The organism is Succinispira mobilis DSM 6222 (assembly GCF_000384135.1).
Taxonomy (GTDB): domain Bacteria; phylum Bacillota; class Negativicutes; order Acidaminococcales; family Succinispiraceae; genus Succinispira; species Succinispira mobilis.
Genome location: NZ_KB913028.1, coordinates 1,972,429 through 1,986,297 on the forward strand (window position 1 = coordinate 1,972,429; position 13,869 = coordinate 1,986,297).

The 13,869-nt window shown below is 36.6% G+C and carries 14 protein-coding genes and 2 rRNA genes (1 of these 16 only partly in view); all 16 read right to left on the bottom strand.

Annotation, left to right across the window (positions count from 1 at the left end; all coding sequences use genetic code 11):
- Positions 1-77 precede the first annotated feature (77 nt).
- Positions 78-1,187, bottom strand: a complete 1,110-nt coding sequence (tgt, locus tag SUCMO_RS0109450; RefSeq protein WP_028953993.1) for a tRNA guanosine(34) transglycosylase Tgt — start codon at positions 1,185-1,187, stop codon at positions 78-80.
- A gap of 2 nt (positions 1,188-1,189) precedes the next feature.
- Entirely contained in the window at positions 1,190-2,227 is a 1,038-nt protein-coding gene (queA, locus tag SUCMO_RS0109455; protein ID WP_019880468.1) for a tRNA preQ1(34) S-adenosylmethionine ribosyltransferase-isomerase QueA, read from the bottom strand.
- A gap of 12 nt (positions 2,228-2,239) precedes the next feature.
- Positions 2,240-3,679, bottom strand: coding sequence for a SpoIID/LytB domain-containing protein (locus SUCMO_RS10725; protein ID WP_019880469.1), 1,440 nt, complete (start codon positions 3,677-3,679; stop codon positions 2,240-2,242).
- A 16-nt stretch (positions 3,680-3,695) separates the two neighbouring features.
- A complete protein-coding gene (locus tag SUCMO_RS0109465; protein WP_019880470.1) occupies positions 3,696-4,235 on the bottom strand; it encodes an epoxyqueuosine reductase QueH in 540 nt (179 codons plus the stop codon).
- Positions 4,236-4,239: 4 nt separating this feature from the next.
- Entirely contained in the window at positions 4,240-5,238 is a 999-nt protein-coding gene (gene ruvB / locus SUCMO_RS0109470) for a Holliday junction branch migration DNA helicase RuvB (protein ID WP_019880471.1), read from the bottom strand.
- A 7-nt stretch (positions 5,239-5,245) separates the two neighbouring features.
- The gene (gene ruvA / locus SUCMO_RS0109475) at positions 5,246-5,851 is read right to left on the bottom strand and encodes a Holliday junction branch migration protein RuvA (RefSeq protein WP_028953994.1); all 606 of its coding nucleotides are present in this window, start codon (positions 5,849-5,851) and stop codon (positions 5,246-5,248) included.
- A complete protein-coding gene (gene ruvC, locus SUCMO_RS0109480) occupies positions 5,851-6,342 on the bottom strand; it encodes a crossover junction endodeoxyribonuclease RuvC (protein WP_019880473.1) in 492 nt (163 codons plus the stop codon). Before ruvC ends, ruvA begins: the two co-directional genes overlap by 1 nt.
- A gap of 60 nt (positions 6,343-6,402) precedes the next feature.
- Positions 6,403-7,146, bottom strand: coding sequence for a YebC/PmpR family DNA-binding transcriptional regulator (locus tag SUCMO_RS0109485; protein ID WP_019880474.1), 744 nt, complete (start codon positions 7,144-7,146; stop codon positions 6,403-6,405).
- Positions 7,147-7,217: 71 nt separating this feature from the next.
- Positions 7,218-8,711 (bottom strand): 4Fe-4S dicluster domain-containing protein, encoded by a 1,494-nt coding sequence (locus SUCMO_RS0109490; protein WP_019880475.1) that lies wholly within the window; start codon positions 8,709-8,711, stop codon positions 7,218-7,220.
- Positions 8,712-8,736: 25 nt separating this feature from the next.
- Complete coding sequence (locus tag SUCMO_RS0109495; RefSeq protein ID WP_019880477.1) at positions 8,737-8,982, bottom strand: NAD(P)H-dependent oxidoreductase subunit E; 246 nt, start codon at positions 8,980-8,982, stop codon at positions 8,737-8,739.
- Between the two features lie 42 nt (positions 8,983-9,024).
- Entirely contained in the window at positions 9,025-10,176 is a 1,152-nt protein-coding gene (locus SUCMO_RS0109500) for a SpoIIE family protein phosphatase (RefSeq protein ID WP_019880478.1), read from the bottom strand.
- Positions 10,176-11,888 carry a [Fe-Fe] hydrogenase large subunit C-terminal domain-containing protein gene (locus tag SUCMO_RS0109505; protein ID WP_019880479.1) on the bottom strand — a complete coding sequence of 571 codons (1,713 nt, stop codon included), beginning with the start codon at positions 11,886-11,888 and terminating at the stop codon, positions 10,176-10,178. Before SUCMO_RS0109505 ends, SUCMO_RS0109500 begins: the two co-directional genes overlap by 1 nt.
- Before the next feature lie 24 nt (positions 11,889-11,912).
- Positions 11,913-12,158 (bottom strand): (2Fe-2S) ferredoxin domain-containing protein, encoded by a 246-nt coding sequence (locus tag SUCMO_RS0109510; RefSeq protein ID WP_019880480.1) that lies wholly within the window; start codon positions 12,156-12,158, stop codon positions 11,913-11,915.
- A gap of 101 nt (positions 12,159-12,259) precedes the next feature.
- Positions 12,260-13,138 (bottom strand): RluA family pseudouridine synthase, encoded by an 879-nt coding sequence (locus SUCMO_RS0109515; RefSeq protein ID WP_019880482.1) that lies wholly within the window; start codon positions 13,136-13,138, stop codon positions 12,260-12,262.
- 238 nt (positions 13,139-13,376) lie between these two features.
- Positions 13,377-13,493, bottom strand: a 5S ribosomal RNA gene (rrf, locus tag SUCMO_RS0109520).
- Between the two features lie 84 nt (positions 13,494-13,577).
- A 23S ribosomal RNA gene (locus SUCMO_RS0109525) occupies positions 13,578-13,869 on the bottom strand (it continues 2,622 nt past the right edge of the window).

Below are 13,869 nucleotides of genomic sequence, written 5' to 3' on the forward strand. Positions count from 1 at the left end.
CCCCTTAAATAATTTATTATTTTTATTAACTATTATTAATTATACGCTATCATAAAAAAAATGTAAAATAGCTTTTATCAGCGATAATACTGCAAAAACTCTTGTCTGAACTGTAGGAATCGATCTTCTAAAATTGCTTGGCGCATTCTTTTAGCAAAATTAATTAAAAAATACAAGTTATGAATAGATAAAAGTCGTAAGGCAAATATTTCTTCCGCCTTAAACAAGTGACGAATATAAGCTCGCGAAAAATTACGACAAGTATAACAACCACATTCACTATCAATTGGTTGAAAATCACGGCTAAACTCACTGTTTTTCACAACTAATTTTCCATATTTCGTCATCGCCGTGCCATTTCTAGCTACCCGCGTCGGAAATACACAATCAAACATATCTACCCCTAAACTTACACCTTCTACCAAGCAATCAGGTGTCCCTACCCCCATTAAATAACGTGCTTTGTCCTTAGGCAAAAACTTAGTTGTAGCCTCCAATATTTCATACATCATTGGTTTAGGTTCACCCACACTTAAGCCACCAATTGCATATCCTGGAAAATCAAGCGCTACCAAATCTTCCGCACTTTTTTGTCTTAAATCTTTATACATTCCACCTTGTACTATGCCAAACTGTGATTGATCACGTCTTGTCTGTGCTGCTTGACAACGTTTTGCCCAACGTGTAGTTCGCAAAGTAGAATCTTTAGCATAATTGTAATCCGCTGGGTAAGGGACACACTCATCAAAAACCATGGCAATATCAGAACCCAAAGCTTCTTGGATTTCAATAGCAATTTCAGGAGAAATAAATTTCTTGGAGCCATCAATGTGTGATCTAAACTCCACACCTTCTTCCTTAATCTTCCTTAAAGCCCCTAAGCTAAAAACCTGAAATCCACCACTATCAGTTAAAATACCTCTATCCCAGTTCATGAATTTATGTAAACCACCAGCTTCTTTGACCAAATCATGTCCCGGACGAAGAAACAAATGATACGTATTCGATAAAATTACTCCCGCTCCCATCTCGCGCAATTCTTCTGGTGATAAAGTTTTTACCGTAGCCTGAGTACCCACGGGCATAAACATTGGTGTCAAAAAAACCCCATGCGGCGTATGTAATTTCCCTGCCCTGGCTCCCGTATATGAACACTCTTTTTCCAACTCATAATATACTGCTGCCAAAATCAATTTCCTCCGTTATTTTTATTATACAAAAACATTGCATCACCAAAACTAAAAAAGCGATAATCTCTTTGTACCGCTAATCTATAAGCCTCTATTGCAAACTCTTTTCCCATATATGCGGCAACCAACATTAGTAAAGTACTTTGTGGTAAGTGAAAATTAGTGACAATTGCATCCACAACTTTAAACTTATACCCTGGATAAATAAAAATATCCGTTTGACCACTACCTGCTACTAGTATGCCACTACTCGCCGCCGACTCTAGTGTTCTAATTGCCGTTGTCCCTACTGCAATTACCCGTTTCCCTTGCTGTTTTGCGCAGTTAATAATATCTACCACTTCTTGAGCCAGGGTATAACTTTCAGTATGCATCTTATGTTCTTCAATTCTATCAACACTAACTGGTCGAAAAGTTCCTATCCCCACATGCAAAGTTACAAAACAAGTTTGCACACCCTTATTTTTTAAGTCCTGTAGCAATTCTGGAGTAAAGTGTAATCCTGCGGTCGGTGCCGCCACAGAACCTTCATGTTTGGCATAAACGGTCTGATAACGTTCTTTATCCTGTAATTTTTCATGAATATAAGGTGGTAAAGGCATCGCCCCGTATTTATTTATATTTTCTTTAAAACTTCCCGCATAATAAAACTTCGCTAAACGCCCACCAAAATCAGTTTTCTCCATTATTTCACAATAAAAATCGCCCGCAAAAAAAATCTTAGTACCAGGCAAGGCTTTCCGCCCTGGCTTAACTAACACTTCCCAAACATCTTGTCCAGTATCTTTAAGTAAAAAAACTTCTATTTTTGCGCCTGTTTCGCGCCTTCCAAGCAAACGTGCCGGGATTACTTTCGTATCATTAAAAACCAAAACATCGCCAGCTTCAAGAAAATCAATAATTTCTCTAAAACACTTATCGGTAATCACATGGTTTTGAACATCTACTGCCATCAGTTTAGACATATCCCGTTTATCTAAAGGATGTTGCGCAATTTGCGCTTCAGGCAAATCATAATAAAAATCTGTTACTAACATCTTTCCTCCAACTTAATAAACCTTTCTAATAACACAACCGCTAAAATAGTGTTTGATTATTTTCTGATAAAAATCTGTTTCTAAAGACAAAATCTTCGGTTCATTATTTTTCCCCTTAACTTCAGATTCTTTATCTTTCTGATTTTTATCTTCACTCTTGCGCTTTTTTTCCGCCTCTTGTTTAGCTTTTTCTTTATTCTGCAAATCTTTCAAGGCGTCTTCCGCCATCCCTTTGGCTCCCCATTGACTCATTCCAACTCCATGTCCCCAACCATAGCCAGTAATAATAATTTTTTCATTATTAGATCTAGACAAACGCCTTATATTCTCACCATCTTTTGGTAAACCAATGCTATTTTTATTGTCAATATTTATATCAATATCTACCTGCCCAACTTGATTACCAAACCGATCAACAAGCGGCGCTTCAATGGTATCTGGCATTGGAATGCCTATAGCGATGTCAAATAAAGTGCTTTTAAGCTTTAATATTTCTCTAAATTTACTGCCTTTTATTACTTCCCAGCCTTGCTCACCTAAAACTCTCAATTGATTTAAACGCCCCGCTGCCGTTCGATCTGCTGTTTTTTTATCAGCAGTTTTAGCTAGCGGTGATAATTCAAAAGCTTTTATTTTCCCCATTTTATAACCAGCTTCTAAAAACATTCGGTCTAATTCTTCAGGCGCAAAACTAACAAGCCATTTATAATGCGGTGCTTGCTGATCAAAGTCCTCCACAGACTGTAAATAAGGGATTTCACTACCCCAAACCATTAAACTACTTTCTGTTCGTCCACCACTACTACTATGAAAAAACGTTTCTGCCACTTTATCTTTAAAAAATACAACTTCGCCTCTAGTATCTTGTACTATTTTTGTAGTTAGAGGATTTTCATATTCCTTGCCTCCATAAACTTGACTGCTAGTATCTGCCAACACATCATAGCCCAAAATATCTCGTTTACCTAAAGAACTATAGGCAAAAGAACGTGCTGCAACAGCCTGAGCTTTCAAAGCCTGCTCTGGCCAACTAGCCGGCATTTCTTGCGGCAAAACACTGTATAAATATTCTTCCAATGGTAAAATATTTATCACATCAATTCGCCCATTGTCCACACTAACAATCACTTCTCCGCGATAGGTACGGCGATTTATTTGAACAAAGGCATCTTTACCAGCTCTTATCCGTATTTTGTTCGGTAATTTAAAATCATTTAGATATAGCAACTTATTGCGCACATTTAAAAAAGAATTTTCTTGTTTACTGCTAGAATATAACAACTTATCATTACTAGTATCGAAAATCTGATACATATCTTGAGCACGCAACTGCACCGCTATTTGTTTAAGTGCTAGAGCGACATGGATATTCGGCCCTAAATCAGGTTCTTTTGCCCAACAATTGCTACTGAAAACTAATAAACTAATTATTATTAATAGTTTTTTCAACATAGATAGGCCTCCCCCATTAACTTATTTTTTTTTTTTCATAACGGTCACGTTCGCTAAATATACAGCCACAATAAGCCTGCCGATACAATTGCGCCTCAAGGCTCAATTGCTTGCCAATTTCAAAGCCAGGACGAAAATCTTGATAATAAAACTCTATTCCAACTTGATTAGCTACTTGCTGACAAATATCTTTTAACAACTCATGTTTCTGAAAAGGACTAACCAATAGGGTTGTAGAAAAGCAATCATAGCCTGATATTTTAGCATATTCTGCTACTTTCAGCATCCGTACTTGATAACAATGTACACAACGCACTGGCTGAATTTGTAAGCAGTTTAATAAGAACTCTTCCAAATTATATGTTTTATCTACTATTAGTTTAAGCTTTTGCTTTTGGCTATACTCTCTTAAAGTTTGTAGGCGACGAATAAATTCCTTGTAAGGATGAATATTGGGATTAAAAAAATAGCTCGTAACTGCAAATTCTTGCTTTAAAATCGTCAGGGGATAGGTTAAGCAAGGTGCACAGCAAGTATGCAATAGCATTGTTTTCAATAACTTATTCCTCCTTAACAATTCCTAAATACTTATAAGTTTGCGCCGTAGCTATTCGCCCCCGTGGCGTCCGCTGTAATAACCCTAGTTGCATTAAAAATGGTTCATAAACATCTTCGATAGTCGTAATTTCCTCGCTTACCGAAGCAGCCAAAGTTTCCACGCCCACCGGTCCGCCAGCAAAATTAACCGCAATTACTTCTAATAGTCTGCGGTCATTTTTATCCAAACCCAATTTATCAATTTCTAAGCAATTCAATGCTTTTTCTACTATTTCTTGATTGATAAGTCTTGCTTCAAATACCTGCGCAAAATCTCTTACTCTTTTCAAAAGCCGATTGGCAACCCTAGGGGTGCCCCTGGCCCGCACCGCAATTTCTTGTGCCGCATCTATGTCAATTGCAACATCTAAAATTTCACTTGCTCTTTGAACTATAAAGGTTAGTTCTTCTGGATTATAGTATTCTAAACGTAATAAAATTCCAAAACGATCTCGCAACGGCGAAGCTAACGCTCCTGCTCTAGTAGTTGCTCCCACTAAAGTAAACTTAGGCAAATCTATTCTAATGCTACGCGCACTAGGGCCTTTCCCAATAATAATATCTAAAGCATAATCTTCCATCGCCGAGTATAAAATTTCTTCTACACTGCGTGATAAACGATGAATTTCATCAATGAAAAGCACATCATTTTCATTAAGATTAGTCAAAATTGCCGCTAAATCGCCTTGTCGCTCAATAGCTGGGCCAGATGTTACCCGCAAATTAACGCCTAATTCATTAGCAATAATATTAGCTAATGTTGTCTTGCCTAAACCTGGTGGTCCAAATAGTAATACATGATCTAAAGCTTCTCCCCTACCTAAGGCAGCTTTAATAAACACTTCTAGATTATTTTTAACTTGTTCTTGCCCAATATATTCTGCAATCTTCTTAGGTCGTAAATTATATTGCCAAGTATCTAGTTCCTGCTCCATACCAGCTACTAGTCTATTATCTTCCATAAGCAACTCACCCCCTTGCTAATTCTTTTAGAGCTACTTTAAGAGTTTCTTCTACAGTCATTGTATTTTTAAATACTCGTTGTGCGACGTTAGTTGCTCGCGACAAATCGTATCCTAAGCTTTGTAAGGCCAAAATAACATCCTGTAGCACTGTATTATTAGTCAAATCTAGACCTGTTTCCTCTAAACTATGTAGCTGTTCAAGAGTAATCGTTTCTTTAAACTTGTCCTGTAATTCTAATACTAAGCGTTCTGCGGTCTTTTTCCCTATTCCTGGAATCTTTACTAAAACCGCCACATTTTTAGTCTGTATAGCTAGTTTAAAGGCTTCAATACTCAAACTGGCCAAAATCACTAAAGCTACTTTGGCACCAATTCCACTAACATTTATTAATTTTATAAATAAATCATACTCTTCTTTTTGCAAAAAACCATACAGTAATAAAGCATCCTCACGCACATAAGTATAAGTATACATAAATACATCTTGTTTATTTTCTAAACTACGCAAATTTTTGCTACTTAAAAAAATTCTATAACCAATTCCTTGAACATCTACTAGACAGCAATCCTCTGCCAAAGAATGAATTTTCCCTCTTATAAATCCAATCATTATTTTTTTTGCCAATAATTACTAACTGCTGAATGCGCCGCACAAATAGCCACGGCTAAAGCATCAGCCACATCATCTGGTTTTGGCTTCTCCTTTATATTTAATAGTCTTTGCACCATTAAAGTTACCTGTTCTTTTGTTGCCCGTCCATAACCCACAACTGCTAATTTAACCTGTATAGGTGTATATTCTCTAACTAGCAAGCCATTTTTTTCACCCGTTAATAAAATTACACCCCGTGCTTGACTAACGGTCATTACCGTTCGTGCATTTTTATTAAAAAACAATTCTTCTACAGCCATAATTTCCGGCTTATATATTTCTATAATTTTACTTAATTCTTCATGCAAAATCAATAAGCGCTGAGCCGGATCTAAGTCTTTGTCAGTAAGCACAGCTCCGTAATTAACAACTGAAAGCTTATTGCCAAAGATGTCAACCACTCCATAACCGCAAATTGCCGTGCCTGGATCTATACCTAGTATTCTCACAAAAACCGTCCTTTTTTACAACAAATAAGCAGGCTAACGCCTGCTTATTTGTTGGTTATTTTAATCTGCGTCTTGTTCTTCAGGGAATTCCGCATTTGAAAAAACTTCTTGTACATCATCTAAGTCCTCTAAGGCCTCTATAAGTTTTTCCATTTTTGTTGCGTCTTCTGGAGTTAATTCAACCTGCGTATCGGGAATCATCGATATTTCCGAACTATTAATTGCTATATTTTTTTCTTGTAACACCTGTTCTACAGCTTCAAAATCAGCTGGATCGGTGTAAATTTCAAAAACATCATCAACATCTACAATATCTTCAGCCCCGACCTCTAAAACTATTTCCATTAGCTCATCTTCGGAAATTCCTAAAGCTTTACTAACCACAAACAGTCCTTTCCGCTGAAACATCCAACCTACACAACCAGTCTCACCTAAATTACCACCATATTTTGAAAAAACATGCCGCACGTCCGCTGCTGTTCGATTCCGATTATCTGTCAAAGCCTCTACCATAACAGCTACGCCTGCAATTCCATAACCTTCATATGTTATCTCTTCGTAGGCTTTGCCATCCGCAGCACCTAAACCTTTTTGAATAGCTCGTTGCACATTTTCCTTAGGAATATTGTTAGATTTAGCTTTTTGCAAAGCTAATTTTAATTTAGTATTGCCAATGGGATCTGCTCCACCCATCTTCACAGCAATAGTAATTTCTCTAGCTAATTTAGTGGTTACTTTCCCACGAATAGAATCCATTTTACCTTTGCGATGCTTGATATTAGCCCATTTTGAATGACCAGACATAGTTACAAACGCCTCCTAGATATTCTAAAACATATGTATAGATTTTATCATATCTATTTAGCTTTAGCAAATTATTTGCGATGCATATCTACCTCTTGCACCTCTTTTTTAGCCACTTCATTTTTGCTAGCCATATCATAATTAACGGTTTTAGCAAAATTATCTACTAATTTACTAGTAACACGGGCATCCATTATTGTACCCGGTCCACCTACACAACCCCCAATACAAGACATACCCTCCATGATATTAGCATCAAGTTTTCCGGCATTTAACTGTAACAGCATGGTTCTACAATTAGCCAAACCATCAGTTTTGATACCTTTAACCTCTGCCTCTGGAGCTAAATCTTTGATTGTTTCTGCTACCGCCTCTAACACCCCGCCAGCACGACCGAAAATAGCACCATGGCGTGAAGCTAAAAACTCCACATCTTCTTCAACTATTTCAGTAACATTTATACCAGCGCCAACCATCATGGCCGCTAACTCTTCATAAGTTATTACATAGTCAATCAAATCAGGATAGCGCCTCGCTTCCGATTTCTTAGCCGCACAAGGTCCAATAAATACAGCTACAGAATCCGGATACTCTTTCTTCACAATTTCTGCTGTAGCTACCATTGGTGAGGTTGTACTGGACATATGCGGTAAAATGTTAGGCATGTGCTTGCGAATCAAATCCGCAAAAGCAGGACAACAAGATGTCGTCATATATTTACGCTGTTCAGGCACAGTTTCTAAAAACTCTTCAGCTTCAAATAGTGTAACCATATCTGCTCCTAGAGCAACTTCATAAACACCACTAAAGCCCAATTGTTTTAGTGCTTGAAATATTTTTTTAGGCGAAATTCCTGCACCAAATTGACCGACAAAAGCTGGCGCAACCATCGCGAAAACTTTTTTCGTAGTTTTTAAATCTTGAATTAACGGTACAATAAAAGAACGATCTGCTACCGCTCCAAATGGACAAGCAACTTTACAAGCGCCACATTCTACGCATTTTTCTATATCTATCACAGCACGTCGATCTGAACCGGCACTTATTGCTTTCACGGCACAAGCACGTTCACAAGGACGACTTATTTCAATAATTGCACCAAAAGGACAAGCCCGCTTACAAGCACCACACTCAACACATTTTTCTTGGTCAATATAAGCTCTATTTTGATGAATTGTTATCGCTTTTTTGGGACAAACATTTATACAATTATGTGCAATACAGTTGCGGCAAGCATCCGTTACAATAAACTTATCAATCGGACATTGATCACAGGCTTCTGGCAAAACTGTCAGTACCGCTGCCTCTTTCAGAACTTCTCCTTTTAAGGCCTTCTGCGTAGCCTCATGAATATCCTCTTCAACACTTCTACCTACGGCAAGCGTTATTCTATTTTTCAAAACAGCACGCTCTTTATGAATACAGCAACGATATCTTGGTCCAGCTTCACTTACAACGGTCTGTAATATACTTTCGACATCTGTATCTAATGTGCCATTAACGGTCTGTCTAGCTACTTCTGTTAGTACTTTTCGGTGTAATTTTACTGACTCACTTATTTGCATTGATTTTATGCCCCCTCAGTTTAAGTTAATTTTTTTTCAAAAACAAATCCTCTAATAATTCATTTAAAACATTCTGATTAACATTAGAATGCAATTGTCCATTAATTTTAACATTGGGACCTTGTCCACATTTTTGAAAACAAGTTACTCCCGACAATTCAATTTGATCGCGCAAATCTTTGGGCAAATTTTCAATATATTCCTTTAGTTCATAAGTACCCATAAGATGACAGGCAGTACCTGTACATAATTCAACTTTAATTTTTTCCACAGTTTTACCCCCTATAAATTCAAAATTATTATCTTGGAAAAACTAAAACCATTCCACCTTCACACTTTTTCCTGCTTCTCGCAATGCATTTATCAGTTTTTCCACCACTTGCATTTTTAGATTAATTTGAATAGGGAAATTAGGATTTTGGTGTGCAGGGTTTACCGCTTTTCCTGCTAGAACTAGTATATCATCTGCTTCCAAAAGTAGGTGCATTAATTTATCTGCGCCATCAGAAAAATTTTTCTTACCCTGCTTTATTCCAGAACGCAATCTCTCTACGGCTGAATTTATCGTCAATACTCCTTCTGTAACTAAATCAATTCCTTCAATATAACCAATAGGGGGAACTTCGGAATTTAAATTGCTCAACTCTACTTTTATCGGTTTGCCTAAATATCGACTGACTATATTAGCTGTAGTACCACCGGCAACTATTTTTTTACCATCAAAAGTCATTAGTTTTTTTACCAGAATTTGATCTAATTTTTGATCTGTTGGTGGACCTGTAAATAATACTAGTTTTTTGGTTTGTCGCATTTTCACGACCACCGCGGTAGTATCATCACCAGCCTTGCCAAGATAATAACCTTCACAACAATTAACAATTTCTCTACTAAAAAATCCACTTGTCTTTTCAAATCGATAATTCTCCTGAACATATTCTTTAAGTCCACTTAAACCCCAACCTAATTTTAATAAACCGCCTATTCCAGCATGTAGCACTCCATCACTAACCATAATTATACTATCATCATAAACTAATTCTAATCTACCAATGTTTAATTTTTTACCACTTATTTCTTTTTCTTGGACCGGAAAACGAATAACTTTGCCATTTCTATATAACAGTGTTGGTGGGCTATCAAATTCTACCACATATGTCTCTCCAGATTTAGCAATGTTGACAATGTGAAAAGTTGAATAAGCAATATTTCTTTGCTTACAAACTGGTAAAGTTTGAGCGATTGTATCAATTACATCTTCTAAAGGACTGCCATGTTTTAGCATTACTGTTATTATTTTTGTCGTCAATGTAGCTAGAATATTAGCCTTTACCCCACTGCCCAAACCATCAGATAAGACAACAATCGTGCCTTCAGCAGTCTTTTCCACTAAAACTTTATCGCCACATAACTCTTCGGAATATTTAATAATCTGAGCAACACCGACTTCTGGAAAAAGCTTGTCCATCACTTATCCCCCTTGGTATTTATAACAGTTATTAATTCCAACAGTGCTGATTTTGTTTCCGCTGTAGTCTCGCCTAACAATCCTGCAATTTCCTGTGCTACCTGCATTTGCTTATTAATAATACTCGTTGCCTTATCAATAGTACTCAGTTTCATCTCTAAGAGTTCCTTTTTTTGTTGCTCAATTTCGGTCACATCTTTAAAAATTATAATTGTTAAGTTATGTTCAGCAATTGGCATAATTCGCAAATCAAAGATAAAAGGAAATTCTTTATATTTTTTAGCCATAACTTCCTTACGAACATTACCATAAAATGCCTCAACAATATCTGTACAATCAATTAAAGTTGCTAAACTTTTACCTTTTATCTGCTCTTTAGCAATATCAAAAAACATTTCCGCGCGCTGATTAAAATCCTGCACTAACAATTTACTATCCACAACAATAACCCCATCCATAGAGGTATCTACAATCAAATTTGATAATGACTCTGCCTTAGAACGCATATAAGGAATACACATATCCGCCTCAGCCAGTCCTTGAAAGGTTGCAATAGCCTTTTCTCGGCAAGTATTATAACCACAAGCCCCACAATTTTTTTCATCCGCCGGTGAATATTTGCCAATTTTTCTTAAAATATCTCTGATTTCTCTTTCTGTAGGCTCCTTTAACTTCAAAGGTTTAGGTGTAAAAGTTCTTTTGATTTTCGGTAAAAATTCTTGATAATCCTTAAAATTCGAATAAGACAGCGTTGCAAATTTAATTACTTGCATTCTTTTTACTGGCTGACATTTATTTTTCAACATGCATGGTCCACTAATACAGCCACCTCTACAGGCCATCGCCTCTATAAAGCGCGGTTTAATATCACCACTAACTAGATTATCAAAAACCTCCATGCAATCTTCAATTCCACTTACTGAAAAAATATCAATATCTGTTTCTTCACTAAACATAAACGACTTTATCACTCCACCGCGAATTGGGAAAAAACGAGCATTAGCAGTTGCTGGTGCTTCTACTAATTCAGGCAAACTGTCTAATGGCAGTTTTGTATTTAATAGTTCGCTGGGCAATGCCTTCAAGAGATTTTTCAAATGCTCAAAAGTAATCACTAAATCCACTATTTCCGGATAACTTTCAGCTTCCTGAAATTTACCAATACAGGGACCAGCAAAAACAATATAGGCATCTTGTCCAAATTTTTCTCTCAACAAAGCTGTGTGTGCTAACATAGGCGAGCGAGTTGGAGAAATATATTTCACTAGTGTCGGATAATATTTTTCTATTAAATTTACTGTAACTGGGCAACAAGAAGAAATCAGTGGTCCTTTAGCTTGTTCTAATTCTGCTTTATAAGCATAGGAAACAATTTCCGCTCCCACAGCAGTCTCTTGCACATAATCAAAACCAATTTTGTGTAAATTGCTCACTAATTCTTCAAATGAATATTCGGGAAAAGCAGCTATAAATGATGGTGCTAAACTTAAAATACGCTGTTTGTCTTTCGGTAAATCCAATAATTTATAACTATTATCAATAACTTTTTTAGCACCGCGCGGACATTCTTGGACACAGCGTCCGCAAAAAATGCAGTTATTAGCAACTAAAGTCGCATGCCCATTAACAATCCCTATTGCTTTGACTGGGCAAATTCGTACACACTTATGACAATCCCGACAATTAACTTCTGCGGTGTAAATTGTTTTCATAAACAAGCACTTCCTAATTATTTTTTATATTCGCCTTAAAATATACGCACGAAAAATTTCTTCTGCATTATCCACATTAATATTAGTTAAAATTTGCTCATTAATTTTTACAACGACACCCTGAGTACAGCGATTTTGACAAAAATTACCCTCTACCTCAACACTAGCCTCGCAATCATTTTCCTGCACTAGTTTTTGAAAAATATCTAAAACTCGATACGCTCCTTTTAAATGACAGGCGCTCCCGATACATACTGATATTTTATCCACAGCAAACACTCCCAATCGTTATTAGTGCGCCAAAAATACTGTATACATTAAACTTAAAGTAATTATATCATATTTTCAGCAGATTTTTAAACATTTTTTCGCTATTTTATCTTTCTTAGAAAATTAAGTATATCCTCTGGTAAAAAATCTCTAATTTTTATTTGTTTTTTAGAAATAGGATTTTCAACTTCTAAACTATAAGCGTGCAAAGCTTGTCGAGGAAATTCCGAGTTGTCCCCGCCATATAAATCATCACCTAAAAGCGGTATTCCCAGAAAATTTGCGTGCACACGAATTTGATGTGTCCTGCCCGTCAATAACTGAGCCTCCAACAAATAGTATTTATGATATTTAGCTAAAATTTTAAAAATTGTTTGTGCCGGCTTACCAAGTTCTCGATTAACTTCACGTTCAATAATACTGCCAACTTTTCTTGCTATTGGTTCACAAACTGTATATTGCTCTGCAAAAGGGGGTTTTTTAGTTAACAACAGATATTTTTTCTGCATTTTTTGCTGTTGTATCGCCAATAAATGCTGCACCCGAGCATTTTTTCCTAAAAGCACAATTCCCGAAGTGTCTTTGTCTAAGCGAGAAATAGGATGAAAATTGCTTATGCACCCTGAGGTTCGATAGTAGTTCATTACATAATTAGCCAAAGTGCCACTTTGAACTGCTACTGTTGGGTGCACTAAGATTCCACTTGGTTTACTAACTGCTAGTAATTCGTCATCTTCATACAAAATCTTTAATAAATAAGGCTCCGGCGCAATATTTTTATTTTCAAAAGCTGGAATTTCAACTTTTACAATATCACCAGCTTTTAAAAATATTAGTTTTTCTTGCCTTTCGTCGTTGATGGTTATGCTACCGATATTCTTTATTTTGCGCCATTCGGTAAGAGAAATCCCCTGTCCTCTTAGAAACTCCCTTACTGTTAAATGGTTTTTTATCTCTTGAGGAACTAGAAATTCATACATTTTGCACATCCTCTGATTTTTATAGGTCTTAACCTTTTATCTATTTACCTACACTACACCAAGTATATCAAATTTAGCAAAGACACGATATAAATGTTCTAGCAAAAAAAATAAAACGAGTAATATTACTTTTTATCTTAGAAATATCAATCGTTTACGCAATTGCTATACAAAATTTTTCTATACATAGAGCTTTTTTACAAACAAAAAAGCTCTACACAAAGTGCAGAGCTTAAGTAACTGGCAACTATCTATCCTACCAGGCCGTCTCCAGCCAAGTACTTTCGACGTATAAGAGCTTAACTACTGTGTTCGGTATGGGAACAGGTGTATCCTCTTAGCTATCGCCACCAGATTATCGAGGTGAATTTCCATTTGGTAAACTCCCTCAAAACTTCACAGATTAATTTTTTTACCACGAGATATATTTTTTCTTGTTTAAGTCAAGCCCTCGACATATTAGTATTGGTCAGCTCAATAGATTACTCTACTTACACATCCAACCTATCAACCTCGTAATCTCCAAGGTGTCTTACTAGATTAACTCTATGAGAGATCTCATCTTAAGGCTGGTTTCACGCTTAGATGCTTTCAGCGTTTATCCTTTCCGAACGTAGCTACCCAACTATGCTCCTGGCGGAACAATTGGTACACCAGCGGTTCGTCCACTCCGGTCCTCTCGTACTAGGAGCAGTTCCCTTCAAATCTCTTGCGCCCGCGATGGATAGGGA